General features: G+C 74.0%; 22 protein-coding genes and 2 pseudogenes. 13 read left to right on the forward strand and 11 right to left on the reverse strand.

The genetic code is table 11. The annotated features are described in order from the left end of the window. Window positions 1-646: 646 nt before the first annotated feature. Window positions 647-895, forward strand: a pseudogene (locus ACWDD9_RS27895) (MFS transporter); the annotation flags it as partial. 217 nt (window positions 896-1,112) lie between these two features. Here the strand turns inward: ACWDD9_RS27895 and tsaD are convergent. Continuing rightward, window positions 1,113-2,180 carry a tRNA (adenosine(37)-N6)-threonylcarbamoyltransferase complex transferase subunit TsaD gene (tsaD, locus tag ACWDD9_RS27900; protein ID WP_388051027.1) on the reverse strand — a complete coding sequence of 356 codons (1,068 nt, stop codon included), beginning with the start codon at window positions 2,178-2,180 and terminating at the stop codon, window positions 1,113-1,115. A 227-nt stretch (window positions 2,181-2,407) separates the two neighbouring features. Here tsaD and ACWDD9_RS27905 point away from each other — a divergent pair, with 227 nt between their 5' ends. Then, window positions 2,408-2,851, forward strand: a complete 444-nt coding sequence (locus ACWDD9_RS27905; RefSeq protein WP_449813033.1) for a hypothetical protein — start codon at window positions 2,408-2,410, stop codon at window positions 2,849-2,851. Window positions 2,852-3,089: 238 nt separating this feature from the next. Here ACWDD9_RS27905 and ACWDD9_RS27910 read toward each other — a convergent pair whose 3' ends face one another. Beyond that, a complete protein-coding gene (locus ACWDD9_RS27910) occupies window positions 3,090-4,223 on the reverse strand; it encodes a hypothetical protein (RefSeq protein ID WP_449813034.1) in 1,134 nt (377 codons plus the stop codon). Between the two features lie 274 nt (window positions 4,224-4,497). Here ACWDD9_RS27910 and ACWDD9_RS27915 point away from each other — a divergent pair, with 274 nt between their 5' ends. Together ACWDD9_RS27915 and ACWDD9_RS27920 are read left to right on the forward strand one after the other, a co-directional pair. After that, complete coding sequence (locus ACWDD9_RS27915; protein WP_449813035.1) at window positions 4,498-5,070, forward strand: CHAP domain-containing protein; 573 nt, start codon at window positions 4,498-4,500, stop codon at window positions 5,068-5,070. A 107-nt stretch (window positions 5,071-5,177) separates the two neighbouring features. Then, window positions 5,178-5,576 carry a peptidase inhibitor family I36 protein gene (locus ACWDD9_RS27920; protein ID WP_380744234.1) on the forward strand — a complete coding sequence of 133 codons (399 nt, stop codon included), beginning with the start codon at window positions 5,178-5,180 and terminating at the stop codon, window positions 5,574-5,576. Window positions 5,577-5,725: 149 nt separating this feature from the next. Here the strand turns inward: ACWDD9_RS27920 and ACWDD9_RS27925 are convergent, their stop codons facing one another. Together ACWDD9_RS27925 and ACWDD9_RS27930 are read right to left on the reverse strand one after the other, a co-directional pair. Beyond that, the gene (locus ACWDD9_RS27925; protein ID WP_449813036.1) at window positions 5,726-6,307 is read right to left on the reverse strand and encodes a hypothetical protein; all 582 of its coding nucleotides are present in this window, start codon (window positions 6,305-6,307) and stop codon (window positions 5,726-5,728) included. 112 nt (window positions 6,308-6,419) lie between these two features. Next, a complete protein-coding gene (locus ACWDD9_RS27930) occupies window positions 6,420-6,557 on the reverse strand; it encodes a cold-shock protein (RefSeq protein WP_117491311.1) in 138 nt (45 codons plus the stop codon). 1,029 nt (window positions 6,558-7,586) lie between these two features. Here ACWDD9_RS27930 and ACWDD9_RS27935 point away from each other — a divergent pair. Then, window positions 7,587-8,324, forward strand: a complete 738-nt coding sequence (locus ACWDD9_RS27935) for a DUF4232 domain-containing protein (protein WP_449813037.1) — start codon at window positions 7,587-7,589, stop codon at window positions 8,322-8,324. A 100-nt stretch (window positions 8,325-8,424) separates the two neighbouring features. Continuing rightward, window positions 8,425-9,021, forward strand: a complete 597-nt coding sequence (locus ACWDD9_RS27940; protein WP_375875120.1) for a transglutaminase domain-containing protein — start codon at window positions 8,425-8,427, stop codon at window positions 9,019-9,021. Between the two features lie 23 nt (window positions 9,022-9,044). On the opposite strand, the gene ACWDD9_RS27945 is transcribed toward ACWDD9_RS27940, so the two are convergent. Next, a complete protein-coding gene (locus ACWDD9_RS27945) occupies window positions 9,045-11,744 on the reverse strand; it encodes a LuxR C-terminal-related transcriptional regulator (protein WP_449813038.1) in 2,700 nt (899 codons plus the stop codon). Window positions 11,745-12,075: 331 nt separating this feature from the next. On the opposite strand from ACWDD9_RS27945, the gene ACWDD9_RS27950 reads away from it, so the two are divergent. After that, window positions 12,076-13,110, forward strand: a complete 1,035-nt coding sequence (locus tag ACWDD9_RS27950; RefSeq protein WP_449813039.1) for a hypothetical protein — start codon at window positions 12,076-12,078, stop codon at window positions 13,108-13,110. Window positions 13,111-13,153: 43 nt separating this feature from the next. On the opposite strand, the gene ACWDD9_RS27955 is transcribed toward ACWDD9_RS27950, so the two are convergent. Next, window positions 13,154-14,800 carry an FAD-binding oxidoreductase gene (locus ACWDD9_RS27955; protein WP_449813040.1) on the reverse strand — a complete coding sequence of 549 codons (1,647 nt, stop codon included), beginning with the start codon at window positions 14,798-14,800 and terminating at the stop codon, window positions 13,154-13,156. Between the two features lie 288 nt (window positions 14,801-15,088). Between ACWDD9_RS27955 and ACWDD9_RS27960 the strand changes: the two genes are divergently transcribed. Next, window positions 15,089-17,272, forward strand: a complete 2,184-nt coding sequence (locus ACWDD9_RS27960) for a glycoside hydrolase domain-containing protein (protein WP_449813041.1) — start codon at window positions 15,089-15,091, stop codon at window positions 17,270-17,272. Between the two features lie 158 nt (window positions 17,273-17,430). Here the strand turns inward: ACWDD9_RS27960 and ACWDD9_RS27965 are convergent, their stop codons facing one another. The 4 genes from ACWDD9_RS27965 to ACWDD9_RS27980 all read right to left on the reverse strand — a co-directional run bounded on the left by ACWDD9_RS27965 (window position 17,431) and on the right by ACWDD9_RS27980 (window position 19,052). Continuing rightward, window positions 17,431-17,781, reverse strand: a complete 351-nt coding sequence (locus ACWDD9_RS27965) for a hypothetical protein (protein ID WP_449813042.1) — start codon at window positions 17,779-17,781, stop codon at window positions 17,431-17,433. Window positions 17,782-17,864: 83 nt separating this feature from the next. Continuing rightward, on the reverse strand, window positions 17,865-18,176 hold the full coding sequence (locus ACWDD9_RS27970) for a hypothetical protein (protein ID WP_449813043.1): 312 nt from the start codon (window positions 18,174-18,176) through the stop codon (window positions 17,865-17,867). Window positions 18,177-18,390: 214 nt separating this feature from the next. After that, window positions 18,391-18,537 carry a DUF6924 domain-containing protein gene (locus ACWDD9_RS27975; RefSeq protein WP_159028316.1) on the reverse strand — a complete coding sequence of 49 codons (147 nt, stop codon included), beginning with the start codon at window positions 18,535-18,537 and terminating at the stop codon, window positions 18,391-18,393. 131 nt (window positions 18,538-18,668) lie between these two features. Beyond that, window positions 18,669-19,052: a cyclic-phosphate processing receiver domain-containing protein gene (locus ACWDD9_RS27980; RefSeq protein ID WP_049649325.1), complete on the reverse strand. Its 384-nt coding sequence runs from the start codon at window positions 19,050-19,052 to the stop codon at window positions 18,669-18,671. A gap of 585 nt (window positions 19,053-19,637) precedes the next feature. Between ACWDD9_RS27980 and ACWDD9_RS27985 the strand changes: the two genes are divergently transcribed. After that, window positions 19,638-20,147 carry a fascin domain-containing protein gene (locus ACWDD9_RS27985; RefSeq protein WP_449813044.1) on the forward strand — a complete coding sequence of 170 codons (510 nt, stop codon included), beginning with the start codon at window positions 19,638-19,640 and terminating at the stop codon, window positions 20,145-20,147. 350 nt (window positions 20,148-20,497) lie between these two features. Next, on the forward strand, window positions 20,498-20,908 hold the full coding sequence (locus tag ACWDD9_RS27990) for a hypothetical protein (RefSeq protein WP_049649323.1): 411 nt from the start codon (window positions 20,498-20,500) through the stop codon (window positions 20,906-20,908). A 69-nt stretch (window positions 20,909-20,977) separates the two neighbouring features. Here the strand turns inward: ACWDD9_RS27990 and ACWDD9_RS27995 are convergent, their stop codons facing one another. After that, the gene (locus ACWDD9_RS27995) at window positions 20,978-21,271 is read right to left on the reverse strand and encodes a helix-turn-helix transcriptional regulator (protein WP_049649322.1); all 294 of its coding nucleotides are present in this window, start codon (window positions 21,269-21,271) and stop codon (window positions 20,978-20,980) included. Window positions 21,272-21,440: 169 nt separating this feature from the next. On the opposite strand from ACWDD9_RS27995, the gene ACWDD9_RS28000 reads away from it, so the two are divergent. The 3 genes and pseudogenes from ACWDD9_RS28000 to ACWDD9_RS28010 all read left to right on the forward strand — a co-directional run. After that, complete coding sequence (locus ACWDD9_RS28000; RefSeq protein ID WP_449813045.1) at window positions 21,441-22,127, forward strand: STAS domain-containing protein; 687 nt, start codon at window positions 21,441-21,443, stop codon at window positions 22,125-22,127. Between the two features lie 305 nt (window positions 22,128-22,432). After that, complete coding sequence (locus ACWDD9_RS28005; protein WP_375875111.1) at window positions 22,433-22,957, forward strand: ATP-binding protein; 525 nt, start codon at window positions 22,433-22,435, stop codon at window positions 22,955-22,957. Between the two features lie 377 nt (window positions 22,958-23,334). Further along, window positions 23,335-23,516, forward strand: a pseudogene (locus tag ACWDD9_RS28010) (RNA polymerase sigma factor SigF); the annotation flags it as partial.

Consider the following 23,516-nt stretch of genomic DNA (forward strand, 5'->3'; position numbering starts at 1 on the left):
CCAGGGAATCCCCGCGAGCGCGAGGAGCCCGGTGCGGGAGGCCCGGCTGAAGGTCGACCAGGACCGGCATCGTGGCGATGCCGTAGCAGAACCTTCCGGGGCCCGCGGGGACGAGGTCGACGTGGTCCACGCCGTCGGGGCGGTTGACCAGCCGGTACTGCCACGGCCGGCCGGTCCGCCCCCGGCCAGGTCGAGGGCGCGGGCCGGGAAGTCCCGGCCGAGCGGCAGGACGTCGGCGTCGGTGAGGTACAGGACCGGCGCCCTGGCGTGGGCCGCCGCCGTGTTTCGCAGCAGGCCGGGGGGCCGGTCCGCGGGGTCGGCCGGCACGAGGCGGACGGCCCGGTCGGTGTCGACGTCCTCGGCCACTGTCACGTCCGGGTTCCCGGAGATCGCGACGACGACCTCGCAGGGGATGCTCTGGCGCAGCCACGCGCGGCTTGCCTCGGCCAGGGTGTGGCGGCCCTCGTGGTCTCCGTAGAGGGGGATGAGGACGCTGACGTCGACGGGCATGTGGTGCTCCTTCAGGGTTGGCGCGCAGGTGGTGCTCGATCACGTCGGCGGCCGCCCCGACTCCGCCCGAGGTCCGGATCTCCCGGTGCATGGCGGCCAGGTTCGAGGCCATGGCCCGGTCGGTGGAGACACGTCCGTGTCCGCCCCGTCCCGCAAGGCCGGCAGCAGACAGATCCTCGTGGCCTCCGTCGGCAACATCGTGGAGTGGTACGACTGGCACGTCTGCACGTTCCTGGCCACGTACATCGCGGCCGCGGTCCTCCCGAAGGGATCGGGCAACTCCCTGCTGCCGCTCCTGTCGACGTTCGCCGTCTTCGCGGTCGGCTTCTTCGCCCGCCCCCTGGGCAGCCTCCTGCTCGGTGCGGTCGTCGACCGCCGGGGCCGGGGACGCCGGGGGCGGGTCGCGGAACGACGGCCGGCCGTCGGTGGTGCGGGCCTCCGCTGCTCGCGTCTCGCCCGGGCGGCTCGGGGTGCGGACAGTGATCCGGAGCGTCGCTCTCCACGTCACCGTCACCGCCGCCGGACGGGCCGGGAACCGGATGGTCAGGAGGCGCCGAGGGGTGTGCGGCGGGGCCGCCGGGCCCCTGACGCGTCGCGGGTCGTCACGCGGCCCGGACCGCCGCGAGGGGGGAGAGTGCCGCGTACTCCAGGGGCGCGGAGGGGTCGATCGAGAGGTTCATCGGGGACGGGGCCGCGCCCGAGCGGACCAGGAGGTCGCCGATGGCCGCGATCATCGCGCCGTTGTCGGTGCACAGCCGCAGCGGCGGCACCCGCAGGGTGATCCCGGCGGCGGCGCAGCGCTGTTCGGTCAGCGCGCGGATGCGGGAGTTGGCGGCGACGCCGCCGACCACGACGAGGGTGCCGATCCCGTGGTCGGTGCAGGCCCGGACGGCCTTGCGGGTGAGGGTGTCCGCGATGGCCTCCTGGAGAGCCGCGGCCGCGTCCGGGACGTGCGGCTCGCCGCCGGCGGCCCGTTGGGCCTCGACCCAGCGGGCGGCGGCGGTCTTGAGGCCGGAGAAGGAGAACGCGTACGGGGGGTCGTTGGGCCCGCTGAGCGGGCGGGGCAGGCGCACCGCGTTCGGGTCGCCCTCGCGGGCGGCGCGGTCGATGGCGGGCCCGCCGGGGTAGGGCAGGCCGAGGATCCGGGCGACCTTGTCGAAGCACTCGCCGGCGGCGTCGTCCAGGGTGTCGCCGAGGTGGACGATCGGGTCGCGGGCGAGGTCGCGCACCAGCAGCAGGGAGGTGTGCCCGCCGGAGACGATCAGGACGACGCACGGGTTCGGCAGCGGCTCGCCCTCCAGGGCGGCCGCCGCGACGTGCCCGGCGAGGTGGTGGACGCCGTAGAGGGGCACGCCGAGCGAGAAGGCGTAGCTCTTGGCCGCCGCGACCCCGACCTGGAGCGGGCCGGAGAGGCCCGGCCCGGCGGTGACCGCGACGGCGCCGACGTCGGCGAGGGTGAGCCCGGCCCGGTCGAGGGCCTCGCGGACCACGGGCGCCATCGCGTGGACGTGGGCGCGGGCGGCGATCTCCGGCACGACCCCGCCGTACCGGGCGTGCTCGTCCATGCTCGACGCGACCGCCTGCCCGAGCAGGACCCCGTCCCGGACGAGACCGGCACCGGTCTCGTCGCACGAGGACTCGATCCCCAGCACCACTGGCGAGGCCGGCATCGCACCCACTCCTTATTGCTCCATGATATGCAACTGCAACTATTGTGCAATAAGGCGCGGGAAGGGGATCCGGCGGGGTCCGGCTTCCCGGACGGTGCGGGCCCGCGGTGCTGGGGGCGGGCCGGAACAGCCAGCTCTCGGTCTGCTGCACGATGCCGATGCCGGTGAAGCAGTGGACGGGTGAAGAGTGCCTCCGTGGATCGTCCCGCGAACCGTAGTCTCGTGCCATGGTCGACGAACACAAGGCAGCCGACGCCTTCAAGAACCGATGCACGAATGCGGCACTGGCGCTGGAATCCTGCATCGACCACTTCATCGTGCGCATCTCGTTGGACGAGTCCAACGAGGACCCCAAGGACAACGCGCTGGACGTGTGGCTGCGCGAGGGGCCGGAGAAGCCCGATGTAGTGATCTCGCTGTCCAATCTCCACTCGGTCCGCCCGTGGGAACCCGACCTGACCCCCTCCTTCATCGACGGGATCTCCCTAGTCCACCTGCCGGAGCTTCCGCTGCCCTGGCCGGCCGCGGCGGTCGGCCGGCTCGCTCGCTCCGAGGACCTGTCCGAACTGGTCTGGCTGAGGATCACCGGACCGCTTGAAGTCGACGCCGTCGCCTCTATCGTGACCGTCTACCAGGCCCAGAGCGACGACGCGGCCTCCGTACTCCGGTGACAGCCTGAATCCTTGCCCGCCCAGCCGCGGTACGGGTCGGCGGAGTCGCGTGATCTTGTGTGTCCAGACACTGGCCAGGGCAGGTTCGGCGCCCACGTCCGTCGGAGCCGCTGCCGGTTGGGCGACGGCCATGTCAGCCTGCTCGCAGCCGTCCGGATAGAAGGGAGGGCTACCAGCGCGTTCGCAGACGTGACCACCACGTCGGCGAACTCGTCGAACGGTGGCATGGGCGAGGGGCTCAGCACGGGACGTCGCCGACGCAGCGCCAGAGGGTTTCGCGGTCCGGGTAGACGTTGGCGCGCGGTGAGAACAGGTGGCCGGTCCACTGCCGGTCGTCTCCGGCGGCGGCGAAGACCTCCGCCTGGTAGGCGAGCGGTGTGCTGCGGCGGGGGGTCACGCACTCCTCGGGGTCGCTGGTGAAGGTGGCGCCCGGTGCGATGGTGGTGTGTACGACGGAGCGTCCGGGGTCGCAGGAGTGCTGGATGCCCGACCAGGAGCCGGCCACCTTCGCGGTCACCTCGACCGGCGTGTCGGTCGGATTGTCGATCCGGACCGCGAACAGGACCTGACGGGGCTGCACCATCGCACAGGCGCGCAGCCGGGTGCCGGACGGCCCGGGCTTCGGGGCCGAGCAGCGGCTGTCCCCGCCGAGCGCGCCGACTTCCACCTCGTGGGCGAATCCCTCGGCCAGGTCGGCGGGGGTCGCCGTCGGCTCCCGTCCCGCCGCGCTGCCGGACGGTGCGACCACCGATGCGGTGTCGGCGGTCGCGTCGTCGGACCCCCTCGCCCAGACCGCCGCGCCGAGCACGGCCGCGAGGGCCAGGACCCCGAGTGCCGCACCCCACCGGTGCGGCCGGCGCCACCACGCCGCCCGCCCGGTGACTGACGGTTCGCCGGTGGGCCCGGGGCGCGCCGGAACCGGTACGGCCGTGGGCGTGGGCGTGGGCGTGGGCGTGGGCGTGGGCGTGGGCGTGGGCGTGGGCGTGGGCGTGGCCGTGGGCGTGGTGGCGGCGCGGCGCGCCGCGCGGCGGTCGCGCAGCTCGTGGTCCGCCGCCTGCTTCGCCTGCTGGTGCCAGTGCTGCCAGCGGTCCAGTTCCGCCGGGTCGGTGCGGAAGATCCGGGCGAGTTCGGCGAGGAGGACGGGGTCGGGCAGTTCGGTGCGGTCGGGGTCGAGGTAGCGGCTGATCGACGAGGTGCTCAGCCCCCGGACGGTGGAGGCGTCGAGCCGGGCCCGCAGTCGGGCCACCACCCGGTCCAGAGACAGGCCGCACTCGGCGAGTCCGTCGTTCAGCGCACGGACGAGCAGGGTCCGGGGGCGGTCCGTTCCCCCTGCCGGGTGCCCCGGGGCCTCGTCCGGCGGTTGGTCATGCATGCGGTGTTGTCCCATCGCTGTCCCAGCGTCCGTCGTTTCCGCAGGTCGGAGCAGTGGGACGGGAAGCGGGAGAGCGCTGGGACGCCGCCCCGGCCGGAGGGCCTGGTGACGTCCGGCGCAGGTCCGCAGGATGGATCCCGCGACACCGCACCGACTCGCCGACTCCCGCCGCGCCACCACCTCTCGGCCCTGGCATGCCCCGGCATGCCCGCCGACTGTAGGCGAACCGATCGGGCGGCGGTCGGATTCCGTTCACCCCAATGGAGGAGCTCTCATGAAGCTGTCCCGGCGCACCGCCGCCGCCGTTACGCTGACCGCCCTCACCCTGCTGCCGCTCGGCGCCGCCACGACGTCGGCCTCGGCGGCCGCCACCGTCCGGGACCGGATCGTCTCGGTGGCCCGCGGGGAGATCACCCCCGCGGGCACCTCGCCGGAGAAGACCGGCTCCTGCGACAGGTACTTCGCCTACCACCGGGGCTCCGGCTCCTGCGCGAAGACCCCGTGGTGCGCGGCGTTCGCCGAGTGGACGTGGCACCGGGCCGGGATCGACGGGACGGTCGACGACCTGGCCGCGCGCGGCATCGGCAAGTGGGGCAAGCAGAAGGGGCTGTTCCACCAGCGGGGCACGTACACCCCGAAGCCGGGCGACCTGGTGATCTACGGGGAGCCGGACGGCGGCACTCCCGGCCACGTCGGTGTGGTCGCCGCCGTCCACGCGAACGGAACCCTCGACACCGTCGACGGCAACCTCGGCGACAAGGTCGCCCTCCGTACCCACCTCGACCCGTCGACGGTGATCACCAACCACCAGCACGTCTCCGGCTACGTCAGCCCGCCCGGGGCCTGAGCCTCGCCCGGAGCCCGAGCCCGCCCGAAGTCCGGGGCCCGCCAGAAGTCCGGGCCACGCCCGGCCTGGCGCACACCGTACAACCCCCACCGGAAGGACAGACCGTCATGGAACGCACCCGTAGGCACCTCGGCCTCATCGCCTCCCTCGCCGCAGCCGCGGCCGCCCTGCTCGCCGTCCCGCAGCCCGCCCACGCCGCCCTCGACCCGTGGTCGTGCGTGGAGGGGCGGGTCTGCGTCTACAGCGGACCCGACGGGACGGGCAGCGTCTGCGCCTGGCCCTACGACGACCCGGACTGGCAGTCCGGAGACCGCTGCAGCTGGTCCGCCACCACCAAGGTCCGCTCGGTGTACAACCACGGCGGCTCCGGCAGGCCGGTGGCGTTCTACCCCGGCGCGAACTACACGGGCCAGCGGGTGGTGTGCACGGCGGCGGGCGCGAGGGGCAACTTCTCGCAGAACGGCGGCACCGGCGTCCACCTCCGCTCCCACCGCTGGTCCTGCTAGGCCTCCCGGGACACCCCGGGCTGACCGGTCTGCCGTTTCCCGGGAAACGGCAGACCGGTCAGCCCGTGCGGCATCCGTAGGACCTCGGCGTGCCGTGATGCCCGCCGTGGGCGGAACCGCGCGGGGCCCGGGGCCGGTGTGGTGCGGGGTCAGCTGAAGGCGGTGACGGCGGTGAGGGTCGAGTGGGCGATTGGCTGGCCAATGCCTGCGAGGACGTCGACGCAGTTGTCGATGATCGGCTGGTCGCTGTCGATGTTCAGGACCGCGGTCAGGGTCTCCCCGGCGAGGCGCGAGGAGGTGCCGGTGACGGTTCCGGTGAGGGTGCCGGCCCCGTCGACCTCGACGACGGCGATGTTGGTGATGGTGCTGCTGGCATGCGTCCCGTTCTGCAGGTTCCAGGTGAAGGTCGCCGTGGAGCCCGGGACCAGCGCCGGCACCGTGAGCGGGTTGCAGCTGAGCGTGCCGAACGTGAGCGTCGCGGTGACGGTGCCGCCCACCACGGCCGTCGGGCCGCTCTGGGAGTCGGTGCACCCGGTCGCCGTCCCCCCGATCGTCACGGTGGTGGCCTCCGGGCCGGCCGACAACGCCGGGTCGAAGGTGACGGCGGCGTTCACGGTGCAGTTCAGGATCTCCGAGGCGGTTGCCGGGGCGGCATCGGCGGCCGGTGCCACGCCGGTGGCCAGCGCGGCGAGGACAGCGGACACGGTCAGGGCGCTTCGACGTACGGACATGCGGGTTCCCTTTCTTCGTCGGACCGGAGCGGAGGCGCTCTGTACGCCCCCGGGGTACCGGGCCTGTCCGGCAGGTGCGACCGGCCGGAGGTCGGCGGGAGACGCGGGCCGGTTAGAAGGTCACCCGCTGCTCGGCGTCCAGGCTCCCGGGGGTCCCTCCCGTGGCGCCGCTGAAGTGGACGAAGACGTCGGCGGTCGAGCTGTCCGGGGTGATGAAGCCGAAGCCCTTCTCGGAGTTGAACCACTTCACCGTGCCCGTGGCCCGGCCGCGGGGGCTGGTGCTCGCGGTGGGGAAGGTGAAGGTCGCCTGGGCTCCGGGCGCGGAGCAGCTGAGGGGCAGCGAGCCGGTCGCCAGGACGGGGCTCTGGAACGGGGCGCTCTCGTCGGCGGTGATGGTGCCGGTGCCGGCGGCCGGGCAGGTGAACCCGCCGGTGACGGCCAGGTTTCCGCTCTGGTCCGGGGTCGCGCCGTCGAGGGAGACCTCGCCCACCTGGTTGTCGAGCAGCACGATCCGGTCGTAGCCCAGCGCGGTGCCGAGTGCGCTGTTCAGGGTGATGGTCACCGTGATGTCGTCGCCCCAGTCGCCGCCCGATCTCAGGAGCCCGTTGTCGACGTGGCCGCTGACCGCCTGACCTCTGACCGGCTGGCCGGTGGAACCGTCCAGGCAGCTCACCGGGATGGTCTGCGAGCCGGAGCCGCCGGCGGTGTCCGTGGCGGTGACCGTGATGCCGGCGATCAGCATGGACGTCTCGCAGGAGTAGCTGCCGGTCCAGGTCAGGACACGGCCGGACGTGCTCGCGGTGGCGATCTCCACCCCGTCGTTCGCCGGTTCCGCCGCGGCGGCGGGAGCGGCCAGTGCCACGACCAGGGCGACCGCCCCGAGCGGCACCACCGCGTGCCGCAGCGGTGGACGCCGACCTGCCGTACGCCGTGTCACAGAGCCCGAGGCTGCCATTCGCCTATCCGTTCGTTAGATCTGGTTCATGGGGACATCGTCACAACGGGAGTCCCCCGACGCATGTGCTGTGAGGCGAATGGGAACCCCGGTGGCCCGGGCCGGAGTACTCCCGCGGATACGCCGCACCCGGGCCGGGCTGGGAGGCCGGGCATACCGGCAGGCCAGGGGTGCCGTCAACTGCCTTGTGGCTGACCGAGTGTCACAGTCCAGTCCCTGTCATGTCCTGGCGATTGTGACGCTGCGGATGGCACCGAATGCCGTCGTCCGGCCGTCCTGTGGTGTGTTCGATCAAGCAGTCCGCATCGTCATCGGGGAGCCACCATGTCCGTCCGCCGCCGTCGCCCGCTGTTCGTCTCCGCCGTCCTCGTCGTCGGGGCGGGGCTCGCGTTGACCGCCTGCGGGCCCGAGAACACCGACGCGCCCGCCGGCTCGGCGAGCTCCGCGCCCACCAAGGCGGCCGCCGGTGCTCCCTCGGCGGGCGCACCGGCTCCGGGCGCACCGGCCCCGGGTGCACCGGCTTCCGCCGGCTCGGCGGCGCCCACCGCCGCGCACACGCCGGCCGGTGCGAGCCCGTCGAGCGGTGGCGGGGCCGGTGGCGGGAGTGCCGCCGCCCAGCCGTGCGACATCCAGAGCCTCTCGGTCAACGCGTCGGCGCGCGCCGGGGCGGCCAACCAGTGGGTGATCGAGGTGCGCAACACCGGCGCGAAGGCCTGCAGCCTGAGCTCCTCCCCGGGCGTCGACTTGGGCGACTCGGCCGCCCGGGACCAGAGCAAGAACCTCAAGCCGGTGCTCGCCAGTGGCACGGAGCGGTTCCCGGTCCCGGCGGGCCGGAGCGCCTACGCGGTGATCGACCTCGACCCGAGCGGCGCCACCACCGGCACCGCCCCCGGCATCAACGAGATCAACGTGCTGGTCGACGGCGAGGGCACCAACATGCCCCTCGCGAACACCCGCAACTTCCCGCTCCCCGCCGGGGCCCACGTCCTGAACCCCAAGATGGGCAACTACCGGGGCAGCGTGGCGGACGCGGTCGCCTCCATGACCGCCGCCCCCAAGTAGCCCCCAAGGTCCGGTCCTGGGCGTCCCGCTCCGGGCGCCGGACCGTCCACGGGCTGGAATTCCGCCCGTGCGGCCCGTGGGGCGGGGCACGATGGGCGGCATGATCCTGCAACCGGAGACCGACGACCTCGCCGCCTACCTCGTGGCGGACGGGGTCATCGACCACCAGGACCCGCAACTGCGGCGGTTGGCCGCCGAGTTGGCCACCCCCGAGGCGGCCTTCCAGCACGTCCGCGACGAGGTCCGGCACTCCGCCGACGCGGGCGCCTACAGCGGGGCGTTCCGCGCCTCGGAGGTGCTGGCCGCGGGCAACGCGATCTGCCACGGCAAGGCCCACCTGCTGGCGGCGCTGCTGCGAGCGCAGGGCGTGCCGACGGGCCTGTGCTACCAGCGGCTGACGGACGGCGAGGGCGACTTCGTGCTGCACGCCCTCAACGCCGTGCACCTGAAAGGCCGTTGGGCCCGCCTGGACGCCCGGGGCAACCGCGAGGGTGTCGACGCGCGGTACGACCTGGAGCGGGAACGGCTGGCCTGGCCGGTGCGGCCGGAGCTGGGGGAGTGCGACTACCCCGCGGTCTTCGCGGCGCCGCCGGCCGCGCTGGTCCGGGCCCTCGCCGAGGCGGTGCCGGGCCGCGCCGGCTACGGCTACCTCCCGGGAGAGCTGCCGGTCGACGGCGGGGCTCCGGGGCGGCCCTGATGTTGAGCCGGTAGAGGCGCGCGTCAGAGGCGTGCGGGGAGGTCCCGGCGGGACGGCGCGGACAGCTTGCGCAGCACCCTGGCCACGTGGTTCTCGACGGTCCTGGTGGACAGGTGCAGTGCGGTCGCGATCTGACGATTCGTCAGGCCTCCGGCCGCGAGCTCGGCGACCTCCCGTTCGCGCGGGGAGAGCCCGGGATGGGCGGGCCGGCCTCGGCGTGGGGGTGCGAGGGCGCGCAGGCGGGAGCGGACGCGGGCGGCGTCGTGGGTGGCGCCGAGCCCGGTCAGCACGAGGAGGGCGTCGGTCAGCCGGTCGACGGTGTCGCGGTCGGCACCCTCGCCTTCGCCCGCAGCCGCGGCGCAGCGGGCCGCTGCCTCCGCCGCCAAGGCGGCCATGTACGGGCGGGGCAGCGCGGCGTAGGCGTCCGCGGCGGCGCGGTAGCCGTCGGCGGCGCGCGCGAGGTCCCCGTCGTGCTCGGCCAGGGTGGCGAGGCACCACCGTCGGGCGGCCGCCGCGAGGGGCAGGTGCGGGGCGGCGGGGGCCGTGCGGAGGTCCCGGGCCATCGTCCGGGCCGTGGCGGGGTCGCCAGCGCTCAGCGCCGCCGTGACGGCCCAGGGCGCCAGTTCCGCCGCCCAGGCCCAGATGCCCTTGCTCCGCAGCCGTCCCCAGGCCTGCGTCGCGTGCGCTCTGGCGTCGTCGTGGTCGCCGCGGGCCAGGGCCAGCCGGACGAGTACGGTCGAGGAGAGCGCCGCCACCGGTGCCAACTGCTGGTCCGGGTGCGGCGCCAGGCCGCCGGCCAGCCAGGCCCGGCACTGCGACCACTCGCCGCGGGCGAGGCACAGCGCGGCGAGGACGGTTCGTGCCTCGTGGCCGAGCACCGGGGTTCGCGCGGTGTCCGCGACCAGGTCGGCGGCCCGGTCGGCGAGGCCCGTCCAGCGGCCGGTGGCCCAGTCGAGGAGCAGCCGGATGCTGCGGATGCCGTGGGCGACGTGGGGGCCGGCGTGGTGGCGTCCGGCCAGGGCCGCGCCGCGTTCGAGGAACGACCGGCTGTCGTGGTAGCGGCCGAGCCACAGGGTGGCGTCGGCGGCGTTGCACAGGGCGCGGGCCCGGTGGCCGGCCGACGCGGCGTCACCGTTGTCCTCGTCCTCCCCCAACGGCGGGGCCGGGAGCGCCTGTTCGGCCCCGGGGTCGCCGAGGGTCAGGAGCAGTCCGACGAGGTTGGCGTTGACGGCGGCCCGCAGGACGGGGTCGGTGGTGCCCGCCAGCGCGGCGCCCGCCCGCTCCGCGCACTGCCGGTGCTCGGCGAGGGGGATGCCGGGCCAGTGCGGCATGGACATCGCGGCCAGGACGCGGGCGGCGAGGCCGGGTTCGTCGGGGAGGGTCCTGGCGGCGCGCTCCAGGTGCAGCCAGCCGTCGTGGTCCGGTGTCGTCGGGGTGCACAGCGACAGCCCCTGCAGCACCCGGGCCTGGGCGCGCAGCGGGCCGGGCAGGAGCGGGGCGCCGGTGAGGGTGTCGAGCAGGGCGCCGGCGTCCTGAAGGGTGAACCCGGCGATGCGGCGCAGGGCCGCCGTGGCGAGCCTCGCGCGGGCGGGGCCGGGGATCCGGCGGTCGGCGAGCAGGTCCTGGAGGAGCCGGGCGGCTTCGCGGTGCTGTCCGGCGGCGGCGTGGGTCTCGGCGGCGCGCTCGGCGGCCCGGACCAGGCCGCGGCGGACCCCTGCCGCCAGGAGGTGCCCGGCGACCTGCGGCCAGGGGACGTCGGCGCGCCGTCTCAGCACCTGCGCCGCCCGGTGGTGCAGGTCGGCGCGTTCGGGGGCGGGGAGGCTCGCGGCCACGGCCCGGGCGGCGAGCGGCACGCGGAAGCCGTACCGCCGGGGGTCGAGGTCGGTCAGCACGGCCGCGGTGAGGGCGGCGAGGAGCATGCGGCGCGCCGTCTCCGCCGTCAGGTCGGTCAGGGCTGCCAGCTCGGCTTCGGAGGCCGGTTCGCCCAGCACCGCCGCGGCGTGCGCCAACCGCCGGGCGTCCGACGGGAGGTGGGCGAGTCGGCGCAGTACGGTCTCGGCCAGGCGTGGTGGGGCCTCCAGCGCCTCGACGGCGTCCACGGTCGGGCCGTCCGGGGCAGTGCCCGCCAGGACGGTGCCGGCCAGGACGGGCAGGACGTCCACGAGCACCTGGGCGACGCCGCCGGTGACCGCGTACAGCCGCTCGATCACATCGTCCGGGCACCGGGTGCCCAGGGTCCGTTCGGCCAACTCCCGTGCCGCCGCGGCCGGGAGCGGACCGGTCCGGATCCGGAGGACGGCGGTGCCGGGCGGGCAGGAGAGCGGCTCGCCCAGCAGGGGCCGGGCGGTGGGAAGGTCCTCGGGCCGCCAGGTGAGCACCAGGGCGCAGCCGTTCGGGAGGGTGCGGGCCAGGCGCCGGATCCGGCGCCTGGTGCGTTCGTCGGCCCGGTGGACGTCCTCCACGACCAGCAGGGTCGGGACGGCGGTCCGGGTCGGGTCGCCGAAGGCGCGGGTGAGGGCGTCGAGGGCGTGCTGTGCGTCGTCGTCGGACGGGTCGGCGCAGGTCAGGGTCAGGCAGCCGGAGCCGGCCGGGTGCCGGCGGCGGAGCCCTGCCACGAGGTGCGACTTGCCGGTGCCGGCCGGGCCCTCCACCAGCAGGACCGTCCCGGGGCGGGTCGGGTTGGCGAGGGAACCGTGGAGCACGGCCTTCCAGGGGTCGTTCATGCTCGCCTCCGCTCGTCCTGGCGGTGCGTACGTCCTGACGGTGCGTACGTCCTGGCGGTGCGTACGGGGCTGCGCCCGCCCGCCGGGCCCGATCGTGAGGATGCCCGCGGTTCGGGGTTCGGACGCCCGGGTGGGCAACCGGCCTTCAGGCCGGGTGGATTGATTGAGTATGGGTACTTCCGGCAGCCGGATTGTGTCGTGCCGGGGCCTGGCCCACGCTGATGGCCACCCGCTCCGTTCGCCGGTGACCGGATCCCCCCACGCATCCGGTCCGCTCCCCGGCGGGCGGCGGCTGCCACCCCCTTCGGGTTCCCCCACACCTAGGAGTGTCATGAGCACGACACTATCGCGCCGTTCGTCCGTACTGAGGACCGCGGCCGCGGCCGCCGGCGCGTGTGCCCTCGCCGTCGCCGGAACCGCCCTCGCACCTGGCGCCCAGGCGACCCCGGTCCCGGCGTCGGCTCCGGCCCACGCCGCCCACCCGGCCGCCCCGCGGGCCGACGCGCCGACGGGCGCCCCCGTGTCCGGCCGCGTCCTCGGCGACGCCGGCATCAGGCCGCAGGACCGGCCCGCCGTCCAGCGGTTCCGCGAGCTGCGCGCGGGCCTCGCCACGGAGGCGCGGCCCTCGGAGACGGCCACGAACCGCACCGCCCCGGCACCGATCGCCGCCCAGGCCCACCGGTGGTGGGGCACCGAGCTGGGCCCCAACGGCAACACCGGCTACGACGCCGTCATCGCCACCCACACCCTCGACGACGCGCTGCGCCTGAGCGGCGCCAACGACTTCCTCTACGCCCCCACCACCAAGCCGCGCAGCAACTCCTGCATCGAGATGGTCACCGTCCACACCCGGGACAGCGCCCAGATATGGGCCTGGGACTGGTGCACCACCGACCCCTCCCAGGCGGTCGGCGCGACCGTCGACATCGACGCCGCCTTCCTCCGGAAGTACGGCGCCACCGTGAACGGCCGCTCCGCCTACAGCGTCCAGGTCCAGCTCACCGACGCCCGGACCAACACCTGGAGCGCCTCCCTCTACAACGTCGCCACCAGCACCTGGGACCCGTTCTTCACCAGCCGGGGCACCGACCAGACCGGCCTCGACTACGGCTGGGACATGTTCGAGTACTACTCCGACCGGACGGCCACCGGCAACGTGGGCGTCTGCCAGGACCTGAGCGGACGGGTCGTCGAGACCACCGGGCTGAAGGTCCGCACCCCCGCCACCGGCGCCTGGAGCGACGCCGGCCCCTCCAACTCGACCGTCTTCCCCGCCGCGACCATGAGCCCGTCGACCTACTACTGCCCCGGCATCGCCGGCCGCATGGCCACGGCCTACAGCGCCTGGCAGGTGACCGTCCGCTGACCCGCCGTTCCTCCGTACGGGACCCGGCTGTTCCGGAGCGGCGTCACGGGGCCGGCCGGGGCTCGACGGAGAGGGTGTGCCGGAAGAGCCCGTACGGGTCCCAGCGGGCCTTCACGGCCTGGAGCCGCGGGTAGCCGTCCTTGTAGTAGAGGGTGTGCCACGGGACGCCGGAGCGGTTCCAGGCCGGGTCGGCGAGGTCGGCGTCGGGGTAGTTGATGTACGAGCCGTCGCTGACCTCGCCGGGCACCGGCACGCCGCCGGTGTCCGCGTACATCGCGCGGTAGAACCCCCGCACCCAGGCGAGGCTCGCCGCGTCCTCCCGCTCGTCCGTCCACACCGTCTGGTAGACGACCTTCATCACCGCGTCCCGTTGGGCGGTCGCGGTCGCCCCCGGCGCCACCGCGTTCACCTGGCCGCCGTAGCCGACGAACAGCAGACCGCCGTGCGCGACGGCGGAGCCATCCGTCAACCAGCCGTAGGCGGTGGCGAGTTGGGCATCGGTGTACGAGCGGCGCAGGTACGCCGCCTTGAGCTTGTAGCGCCGGCTGAACATGTCCCCGGCCGCTCCCGCGCCCGGCCAGGTGAGGGCGTGCAGCCACGGTACGGTCCGGTGGTCGACGGCGGGTTCGACGCCGGTGCCCGCGCCGACCGCGGACACGAGCTCGGCCACCATCCGGTCCAGGTCGGGGACGGTGGCGTCGGCCTGCACGAACATCGTGATCGGGCCGCCGCCGCGACGGGCCACCGAGAGGATGGCGTACAGGCCCGCGTACGGGGAGCCAGGCTCGCTGTGACGCTCGTGCCAGGTGCCGAAATTGCGCAGCAGGGTGGTGAACGCCCGCGCCGTCATCCGCTCGTCCCAGGCCCAGACCGCCTGGTAGCCCTTCAGCTCGCGGGGCGAGGGCGGCAGCAGCCGGGACGGGTCGTCGCCCGTCGCGTCCGGGGAGCGCAGCCAGTAGCGGGTGACCACGCCGAAGTTGCCGCCGCCACCGCCGGTGTGGGCCCACCACAGGTCCCGGTGCGGGTCGTCCGGCTCACGGGTGGCGACCACCGTCCGCGCCCGGTCGGCCCGGTCCGCCACCACCACCTCCACGCCGTGGAGGTGGTCCACCACCGAGCCGTAGCGGCGCGAGAGCGGCCCGTACCCGCCGCCGGCGAAGTGCCCGCCGGCGCCCACCTCGGGGCACGCGCCCGCCGGGACCGTCACGCCCCAGCCCGTGAACAGCGCCCGGTACACCCGCCCGAGCGTGGCGCCGGGCCGGACGGCGAACGCCCGCCGCTCCGGGTCGTAGCCGACCGCGTCCATGGGGGAGAGGTCCAGCAGCAGGCGGACGCCCGGATCGGCGGTGAAGTCCTCGAAGCAGTGGCCGCCGCTGCGCGGCGCGATCCTCCGCCCGGAGCGCAGGGCCTCCGTGACGGCGCGTACGACGTCCTCGGTGGTGGCGGCGACCCGGATCTCGTCCGGGTCGCCGGCGAAGCGGAAGTTGTCGCCCCGCAGCAGGCTCGCGTACCGGGGGTCGCCCCGCCGGATCACCGCCGAGCTCCGGCCCGGGGCCTCCGCCGGGGCGGCTCCTCCGGCGGACCCCGCGGCCCCCGGCAGGCCCGAGGCCGCGCCGCCGGCCAGCAGGGCGCCGGCCGAGGCGAGCAGGCCCCGGCGGTTCGGTCCGTACGGGCCCGGCCGGTCCGTCATGTCCACCACCCCGTTCCCCCGCGATCCGGGTCTCTCCGTGACGACGCCCGCTGCCAACGGTCCCACACACGACCGGAGTTGAGAACAGAACGCGTCCTGTCCGCCGGGCTGACCCGACGCGCGGGAGCGGGCCCCGGGGCGACGGCCGACGGACGGTCGGCCGGACCGGAGGGGCCTGCGACACCACCTGTCCGAGGGCGCGGATAGGGTGACGTGCCCGTGCCGCGCGGCCGACCTGTCGGCGTGCGGCCTTTCGTCGTGTCAGGAGATATCTGGGTGAAGACCCGTATGACAGCGCTCCGGAGCGCCGCGGTCGTCGCGGCGGCCGTCCTCATGGCGGCGCCCGCCGCCGGCTCCGCCGTAGCCGCCCCCGCCGGAAGCCCGGACACCAAGAAGGTGACCTACCAGGGCCGCGTCTTCCAGGTGCCCACGGCCTGGCCGGTCGTCGACCTGGCGGCGGACCCGCAGGCCTGTGTCCGCTTCGACCAGCACGCGGTGTACCTCGGCCACCCGGGCGAACAGCAGGTCTGCCCGCCGCGGTTGACCGGCCGCTCGGAGGCCCTGCTGGTCGAACCCGCCGCCGGCGCCGTGCCCGACCGGGAGGGCTCCAACCCGGTCGCGCAGACGATCCGCGCGGAGGACGGCGTCGTCGCGGTGACCGGTACGTACGACACGGACCAGCCGTTGGTGCGCCGGATCATCACCAGTGCCGGGCTCACCCCCGCGCCGGAACACCGACCGGAGCCGGCGCCCGCCGCAGCCCCGACGGCTCCCGCCGCGAAGTCCGCCGCGCCCAAGTCCGCCGCCGCGCCGTCCAGCCGGGCCATGGCCGCACCGATGGCCGCCGCGGCCCAGGTGCCCGCGTCGGCGACGAACTACACCGGCAAGGGCTTCGACGCCTGCACGGCGCCCTCCGGCGCCGCGATGAACGCGTGGATGACCTCCTCCCCGTACCGGGCGGTCGGCATCTACATCGGCGGTGTCAGGCGGGGCTGCGCCCAGCCGAACCTGACGTCCTCCTGGGTCCAGCAGCAGCAGTCCGCGGGCTGGTCCTTCATGCCGCTGTACGTCGGCGTGCAGGCCCCGAAGATCGCCTACCCCGCCACCGAGGGCGCCAACGCCGCCGACGACGCGGTGGCCCAGGCCCAGGCCCTCGGCTTCGGCCCCGGCACGATCCTCTACTACGACATGGAGGGCTACACCACCCCGCAGTACTCGGCCACGGTGCTCGCCTTCCTCACCGCCTGGACCAACGAACTGCACGCCTGGGGCTACAACTCCGGCGTCTACAGCAGCTCCTCGTCCGGCATGAAGGACCTCGCCGCCAACGCCGGCAACAGCGCCTACACCATGCCCGACGCCGTTTTCAGCGCCAACTGGAACGGCAAGGAGGACACCGCCGACCCGTCGATACCGGCCGGCTACTGGTCCAACCACCAGCGCGCCCACCAGTACGCCTCGCCGGCGAACCCGGAGAGCTGGGGCGGCTACTCGATAGCGATCGACCAGGACTACGTCGACATCCAGCTCACCAGCGCCCCGCCGTCCCTGTCCTCCGCGCTCTTCCTCGGCGTGCGCCAGAGCTCGGGTGCCTGGCCCGGCTTCAGCCCGCTGACGGGCGGGGCGGGCGTCTTCCGCGGCTCGGAGGCCGCGATCGCCGGGCTGCCGGGAGGCTCCTCGCAGGAGCTGGGCATCGGCCTGGACGGCCGGCTCTACCACGGGGTCCGCGCCGCGAACGGCAGCTGGAGCGGCTTCGCCGCGCTCCCCGACGACGGCACGCCCGCCACCCAGGCCCGCCGGGCCGCCATCGCGGGCCTGCCGGACGGCTCCTCACAGGTCCTGACCGTCGGCAGCGACGGCAACGTCTACCACCGGATCCGCCTCTCCGACGGCAACTGGTCCGGCTTCGCCCCGCTCCCCGGCGTCGGCACCCCGACCATGGCGGCCGGGGACGTCGCCATCGCCGGCCTGCCCGACGGCTCCGCCCAGGTCCTGGCGATCGGCAACGACGGCAACGTCTACCACCAGACCCGCTTCTCCAACGGCAGTTGGAGCGGCTTCGCCCCGCTCCCCGGGGTGAACAGCTCGCGGATGGCGGCCGGCCGGGTGGCCATCACGGGCCTGTCGGACGGTTCCTCGCAGGTCCTGGCGATCGGCAACGACGGCAACGTCTACCACCAGACCCGCTTCGCCGACGGCAACTGGTCCGGCTTCGCCGCGCTCCCCGGCGTCGGCACGCCCACCATGGCCGCGCGGACGGTCGGCATCGCCGGCCTGCCGGACGGCTCGTCCCAGGTGGCGGTGGTCGGCGGCGACGGCAACGTCTACCACGAGACCCGCTTCGGCAACGGCTCCTGGTCCGGCTTCGCCGCCGTCCAGGGCCCGTACGGCGCGAGCACCTTCCCGGCCCAGCGCGCCGCCATCGCGGGCCTGCCGGACGGCTCGAGCCAGCTCGTGGTCACCCGCAGCTGACCCGGACCCACCCCGCACCCGACGCCCCCGCCCCCGGCAGCCCCGGAGGCGGGGGCGTCTGGCTCGATGAAGGTTCTCCGCCCTGACCGGCGCAGGAGCGGCCGCGACTCTGCTGGGGCAGCCTGACGGACGGCCGCCGGACGTCGTCGTGGTGTCGGTCACCGCAGATTCTCGGCGACGCGGACGAGTTCCTCGTCCGAGAGCCGCGGGGGAGCGCCGGTCGTGACGACGAAGGTGTAGGTCCCGTCCGACCAGGTCAGCGAACGGGGCCCGCCGTTCGGATCGGATTGCGTGATGGCCGCGGGGTGGCCCTTGACCAGGGCGGCCCGGCCGTCCGGTGGTGCGCTGTTCCGGAGGGTCTGGCTGATGATCAGATTGCCTTGTTCAGGGCCCGTCCCCAGTCGGTACCCGCTGGCCCAGGCCGGAGTGTCGGTCGGGAGCGGGGCCAGACCGGGCAGGTGGACCATCCTGCCCGCGGGATAGGGGGAGTAGTTCTCCGGCAGGAACACGGGCCGGAGGAGGTCGCGCTCGTCGAAGTGGACGGCGGGCTTGCCGGAGGCGTCGTTCAGCGCCCTGGTCCCGAGCGGTCTGTTCAGGTGGGTCGTGATCTGTCCGATGCCACCCGGTCGCAGAACCCCGGGGGGACTGTGTGCCGCAGGGAGACCTTCACCGCGTCGGCGGACTCGCGGGCCACGAGTTCGGGCTGCTTCTCACAACCCCACCCGATGCTCAGTGTCAGGGTCCGGCCGTCCGAGCCGACCAGCAGCGGCTTGCCGGCCACGGTGCCCTCGTAGACCCTGGTTTCCGGAACCCGGTTCATCCAGGCGTTGATCGCGAACCCGCCACCGAGCAGGGCCATGGCAGCCCCGGCGGTCAGGCGGATCCGTCGTCCGTGTTTCGACATGTGACGGACCGTATCTTGCGTCGTGGGGCCCGCCCCCGGCGGTCGTGGCCATGCTGCACCTCTGACGTCTTCGGCGGTGTCGCGTGAGCCGGGGATCCGGGGAATGTCGTGGTCGGAAGCCGCCGCGATCCGTGGTCCGTTGGCAGGCCGGTGATCCGCGACCGGGCTGTCACCGCCGGGCGTCGGCGGTGGCCGCCTGATCGGCGGCCGATGGTCAGAAGCCCCTGAACACGCCGTCGGCGTCGACGTTCCCGGCGAAGTCGTCGAAGTCCATGTTCGAGATGGACAGGTTGTTCTCGATGCTCCACAACCGCGCGGCGACGACGCGGATGCACCGCCCAGGCCGCTCCCGCAGGTCCACGACGCGGCGGCCGCGGACATCGGCCGCGGCCGCACCGCGTCAGCGAGGCCGACGGCCGGACGGGGCCGCGGGAGCTGGACCGTCCCCCCGGGGTCGGACACCACTGGAGCTCCCACTCCAGTGGCACCCCCTCACGCACCGCCGATGGCGTCGCCCCCGGAACGCCCGACCGGATCCTGGGCAGACGCCCGCCGGACACGGTAGTTCCAGCGCGTGAGTGACCGGACGACGGAGGCGGAGCCGACGGGGTTGGCGCTGTGGACGTAGACCGTTCCGATCCGGAAGGGCCGTCCCTCGAAGGCCGCTTCTTCCAGGAGGGCCACCACGGGCATGACGGTGTCGTCGCCGCCGAGGTCGTGGTCGAGCCAGAGTTCGTCGATGAAGCCGTCGCGGTGCTCCTCCAGGAGCCGGGTGCCTTCGCGGCTGGTGCGGGCGATCCGTGTGGCGCCGGGGAGCGGTCGCAGGTCGTCGATGCCGAGGACGACGGGCGTCGGTGCGGTGGGCGCTTCTTCCATCGGGCCAGTTTCACAGCGGGCGGGCTGGACGGCCACGGGTTATCGGGCCGCTGCCCGGCGGGCGGCCGGGCACACGCCTGGCCCTGGTCGGTCCCCGGCCTCCCGCAGCGCTGCCGACGCCGACGAGCGGCCCCAGGTGCACCGTCCGGGCGGCGGCTCGGCACCGACCCAACCGGTGCCGGCCCGCCGGATCCCTGTCAGCGCCGCCGCGATTCGGCCGACATTGCCGAAGCGCACAGCCTGGACAGGCTGTGCCGACCCAAATACAGTGAGTCCCCGGCCCGCAGCGGCAGGAAAGAAAATGGGAGCGTAAGGCGGGGGGGTCTGTGATGCCGTCCTATCCCGCAATTCGATGGGCTTCCCTTTTCGGGAAGCGGCTCACGGGGCCGGCGGGGGCGTATGCACGGAGCGGTCCGAAACGCTCCCGCGGGCGGACGCGGAAACGGCCGGACCGAGTACGCCGAACTCGCGTATGCCGAACTGAGTGCGCTCCCCAAGCCCGATATCCGGCGCCGAAGACGCTGTCGGCCGCGGCGCCGGGTTCGACTCGTCCGCTACACCTCAGACAGAAGGAGAGAGGCCATCATGCCTTTGTCGGCAGCCGACCTCGCAAAGCTCGGAGACGCACCGGTCACGATCCAGTCGACGTTCTTCCCGAACGTGTTCCTGCGCATGGACGGAACGGGGGTGACCGCCTCCGCCGACCACGGCGGAGGGACGGTCAACTGTCAGTACGGCACCGGCCCCTGGACGGCGTACAGGGTCCGGCCGCAGACCGACGGCTCGTACTCGTTCGAGTCGGCGGCCTTCCCGAACGTGTTCCTGCGCATGGACGGAAACGGCGTCCCCGTCACCATGGCCGGAGGTGGGACGGTCAACTGCCAATACGGCATCGGCCCCTGGGAGAAGTTCAACGCCCGTGCCCAGGCCGACGGTTCGTTCTCCTTCGAGTCGGCGGCGTTCCCGGGTATCTTCCTGAGGATGGTGACCGGCAGCGGGGTGACCTCCGCCACCGGCCCCGGGGGGACGGTGAACTGCCAGGTCAAGGCCAACGGCGGCGAGAACGAGAAATTCTATCTCGACAAGGCCCAGTAGACGGGCTCGCCCGGTGGCCATGCCCCGGATCCTCGCGGAAGAACGCGTGATACCGGGGAGGTGAAATCGCCCGGGTCGGCTTATTGGAGCCGGCCCGGGCGATTTCGTGCGCGGAAATGTCAGGTCGCGAGCGAAACGCATTTCGAACCTCCGGGTGCGCGAGGGGCGCACAGGCACAGAGCGGGTTCATCTGTTCGAGTTCCGTCGGGACTATGGGGCCCCTGGTCCTGGGGAGGAAGGAGAGCATCTGGGCGGGCGTCCCCGGGCAATGGGCCCGGTGAGAGGCGACCGCCCGCCGCCCGGCACGTCACCCGGCCCTGCCGGTGCCGCCGGGCCGAAGGAAGGTTCCCATGCGCAGAAGCGTCCTCCCCCTCGTCTCCTCCGCCCCGCTGGTGTTGGTGCTGTCCCTGCTGGGCGCTCCCGTCCCGGTACAGGCGGCGCCCAGGGCGCCCGCCGGACCGGCCTCGGCCGCTCCGACCAGGGCCATCGGCACGTTCGCGGTCCGTGCCCAGGACTGCGGGCCCTGGGGCTGCCAGTACGCGCTGGCCTACTTCGTCCTGGAGGACCCCGCCGGCTGCTACGCCGTGCCGCCCGCTCCCTCGCCGGTCGGCTCGCGGTGGACGCGGTGGGGGAACGGTACGGACCGGAACGCGCAACTGTTCACCGACGGCGCGTGTGCCGGGGCGGCCGACGCGGTCCTGGGGGAGAAGTCCACGATCGAGTTCAGCGACGCCCCGTACCACTCGGTCCGCTTCGGCTGAGCGCAGGGGAGACCACCGCCACCGGGACCCTCCGGCGTCCCGGCGACGCCTTCGCCGTCGTCGTGGGCATCAGCGCAGGAGGGTGGCGAGGAGTTCGGCGATGGTGGGGCCGGCGTCGGCGGGGTGACGCAGTTGCTTGCTGGTGACGACGCGGTAGTGGTTGGTGCGGCCGCGGCGTTCGTGGCTGAGGTATCCGGCCTGTTCGAGGTCGGCGATGATGCGTTGGACGGCGCGTTCGGTGAGCAGGCAGCTGGTGGCGATGTCGCGCACGCGGATGCCGGGGTCGCGGGCGATCTGGACCAGCACGCGGGCGTGGTTGGTCAGGAAGGTCCATTGACGTTCGGGCGTCGTGCTGTTGTCCATCCCTCCACGATAGGACTCCTGTTTCACGACTGCTGATACACGACAGAAGATTCGTGCAATGGTTGACATGTCTGATGGACGGGCGAAGACTGGAACAGCCGCACTCCGCAGTGCCTCCGCCGCGGATCCGACGGCGGTACTGCTTCTGGAGATGGTTCCAATGGACCCGATGAGCAGGCACGGGCTGGAACGGCTGAGGTCCCGGCTGGTCGACTGCCTGGGGCCGCCCCGCGAGGGCGGTCGGGACCCCCGCACCTGCGGGGAGCCGCTGTGCCGGCAGGTGCGCCACGCCGTCACCGGCGTCGACGCCTACCTGACGGCCCTCGAAGAGGGCAGCAGCACCGCGTCGGGGCTTCACGAGCGGGCCCTCGACCTGTGGCAGGACCTCGAACGCATCGCGTCCGCCCGGCCCGGGCGGGCCGCCGTCGACGGAGGGTCCGGCGTGCCCGCACGGCGCGGCTCCCGGCCCGAGGAGTGGGCCGTGCCGCCCTGCCTGAAGGCGGAGACCGTCCGGGTCGGTGACGCCCTCGTGTGCTTCTTCACCGGGGACATGGTCCTGGACGGCGAGCCCGTCGCCGCCCGGGCACTCGATGCCGCGCTCGTCCGGCGTCCCGCCCTGCTCGCGGTCGACCTGGCGGGTGTGGAGCTGTTCACCTGCACCGGTCTCAACCTGCTCCTCGCCGCCCGCCGGCGCGCGCTCGACATCGGCATCCCCGTGGTGCTGGTCGCCCCCTCCGGGCGGACGCTGCGGGTGCTGGAGCTCACCGGGACCGCCGCGCTGTTCCCCGTCCACCCCACCGTCGAGGACGCCCTGCGGCACCGCCCGCTTCCCGCCCCGCGCCCCGACGGAGGGTGACCATCCGGGCGGGACGGTTGAGCCGGCAGCCGGGACACCCGACCGGCGGCCGGTCCAACCGTCCCGCCGGCGCCCGCCGTCCCGATCGTCATCCGCTACGGCGGGCGTGTAGCCGTGGCCGAACCGGGCAGGCGTCGGACATGGACCAGGACATGGACGATGGGCAGTCGACCGACGCGAGCCCCGGGCGGCGTGGCCGTTCACGGTCACCGGAGCCGGGGGAGTCCGGATCCGCCCCGGCCCGGCGCGCTACACCGTACGCGGCGGCCGCACCGCGGCGAACGTACCGACGTGAGGAGGCCGGCATGGACCGCTTCGGGCACGTGCTGCTGCCCGGGCCGAACGGCACGACCGGCCCGGGCGGAGCGCCACCACCCATCGAGGTCCCGGGTACGGAGGAGACCAGACGGCTCGCGTTCTCCGGTCGCGAGGGCGCCGTGCAAGCGGGCCTTGAACTCACCCGGGAGGCGCTGCGGTCCTGGTCCTGGCTGCCCACCGCGGACGAGGAACGACTGGCGGTCGCCGAGGACCTCCTGCTGATGGTCGCCGAACTGGTCACCAATGCCTGCCTGCACACCTCCGGTGGACCGGGCGAACTGCGGCTGAGGTGGGACGGGCGCCGTCTGCGGGCGGAGGTCACGGACACCAGCCCGGTGCCGCCCGAGCTGCGCCCGCACGCCGACCCGGGCCGTCCGGGCCGACACGGCCTGCGCGTGGTGGACCGACTCGCGCGGTCCTGGGGCTGTACCCCCGAGGGTGGCGGAAAGCTGGTCTGGCTGGAGGTCGCGCTCCCGCCGGGCCCGCCGAACCGCCGCGAACGCCGGATCTGAGGGCTGGAGCCGGGGTCCTTCCCGACCGGGCCCGGTCCACGGTGGTCCGTGACCAGCCGAAGCCGGGCAGGAGAACAGCCGGAACGCGCGTCGGAAGCCGATTCCCGGGTAGAAGGCGAAGTGGTGGCCGTGATTGTTCCGGCCGCTTCGAGCACCTGGACGGTGCCACCGGGACCGCGCTTGAAAAAGCCGGGCACAGGTCCTGGGGAAGAAGTCCGCGATGCGCGGTACCAGCCCGCACGCGTCGTCGGGCGTTCACCCTGATGTGCTGGAGAACTCAAGTGTCCATCCGCATGGAAACCACCGACCGCCGATCCGCGCCCCCGAGCCTGCCGCCCGATCTGCCACCAAGACCGACCGCGGCCGAACTCCGCCGCATGGGGAAGTCCGAGGCGCGGGAGCTCAGCGATGCGCTGTTCGAGCGGCTGGCCGGGCTGGCCCGCGAGAGCCGCGCCTACAGCTACGTCCGCGGCACGATCATCGAGCTCAACATGCCGCTGGTGCGCTTCATCGCCGCCCGCTACCGGCACCGGGCCGAGGACATGGAGGACATCCTCCA

Source organism: Kitasatospora sp. NPDC001119 (assembly GCF_053598475.1).

Excerpts from the sequence above, each read along its gene's own strand:
- ACWDD9_RS27950 (WP_449813039.1), top strand. The coding sequence starts at position 12,076 with ATGAGCACGACACTATCGCGCCGTTCGTCCGTACTGAGGACCGCGGCC.
- ACWDD9_RS27990 (WP_049649323.1), top strand. The coding sequence starts at position 20,498 with ATGCGCAGAAGCGTCCTCCCCCTCGTCTCCTCCGCCCCGCTGGTGTTG.
- ACWDD9_RS27905 (WP_449813033.1), top strand. The coding sequence starts at position 2,408 with ATGGTCGACGAACACAAGGCAGCCGACGCCTTCAAGAACCGATGCACG.
- ACWDD9_RS27980 (WP_049649325.1), bottom strand. The coding sequence starts at position 19,052 with ATGGAAGAAGCGCCCACCGCACCGACGCCCGTCGTCCTCGGCATCGAC.
- ACWDD9_RS28000 (WP_449813045.1), top strand. The coding sequence starts at position 21,441 with ATGAGCAGGCACGGGCTGGAACGGCTGAGGTCCCGGCTGGTCGACTGC.
- ACWDD9_RS27960 (WP_449813041.1), top strand. The coding sequence starts at position 15,089 with ATGACAGCGCTCCGGAGCGCCGCGGTCGTCGCGGCGGCCGTCCTCATG.
- ACWDD9_RS27945 (WP_449813038.1), bottom strand. The coding sequence starts at position 11,744 with ATGAACGACCCCTGGAAGGCCGTGCTCCACGGTTCCCTCGCCAACCCG.
- ACWDD9_RS27985 (WP_449813044.1), top strand. The coding sequence starts at position 19,638 with ATGCCTTTGTCGGCAGCCGACCTCGCAAAGCTCGGAGACGCACCGGTC.
- ACWDD9_RS27995 (WP_049649322.1), bottom strand. The coding sequence starts at position 21,271 with ATGGACAACAGCACGACGCCCGAACGTCAATGGACCTTCCTGACCAAC.
- ACWDD9_RS27920 (WP_380744234.1), top strand. The coding sequence starts at position 5,178 with ATGGAACGCACCCGTAGGCACCTCGGCCTCATCGCCTCCCTCGCCGCA.
- ACWDD9_RS28005 (WP_375875111.1), top strand. The coding sequence starts at position 22,433 with ATGGACCGCTTCGGGCACGTGCTGCTGCCCGGGCCGAACGGCACGACC.
- ACWDD9_RS27955 (WP_449813040.1), bottom strand. The coding sequence starts at position 14,800 with ATGACGGACCGGCCGGGCCCGTACGGACCGAACCGCCGGGGCCTGCTC.
- ACWDD9_RS27940 (WP_375875120.1), top strand. The coding sequence starts at position 8,425 with ATGATCCTGCAACCGGAGACCGACGACCTCGCCGCCTACCTCGTGGCG.
- ACWDD9_RS27910 (WP_449813034.1), bottom strand. The coding sequence starts at position 4,223 with ATGCATGACCAACCGCCGGACGAGGCCCCGGGGCACCCGGCAGGGGGA.
- ACWDD9_RS27915 (WP_449813035.1), top strand. The coding sequence starts at position 4,498 with ATGAAGCTGTCCCGGCGCACCGCCGCCGCCGTTACGCTGACCGCCCTC.
- tsaD (WP_388051027.1), bottom strand. The coding sequence starts at position 2,180 with ATGCCGGCCTCGCCAGTGGTGCTGGGGATCGAGTCCTCGTGCGACGAG.
- ACWDD9_RS27925 (WP_449813036.1), bottom strand. The coding sequence starts at position 6,307 with ATGTCCGTACGTCGAAGCGCCCTGACCGTGTCCGCTGTCCTCGCCGCG.
- ACWDD9_RS27970 (WP_449813043.1), bottom strand. The coding sequence starts at position 18,176 with ATGTCGAAACACGGACGACGGATCCGCCTGACCGCCGGGGCTGCCATG.
- ACWDD9_RS27935 (WP_449813037.1), top strand. The coding sequence starts at position 7,587 with ATGTCCGTCCGCCGCCGTCGCCCGCTGTTCGTCTCCGCCGTCCTCGTC.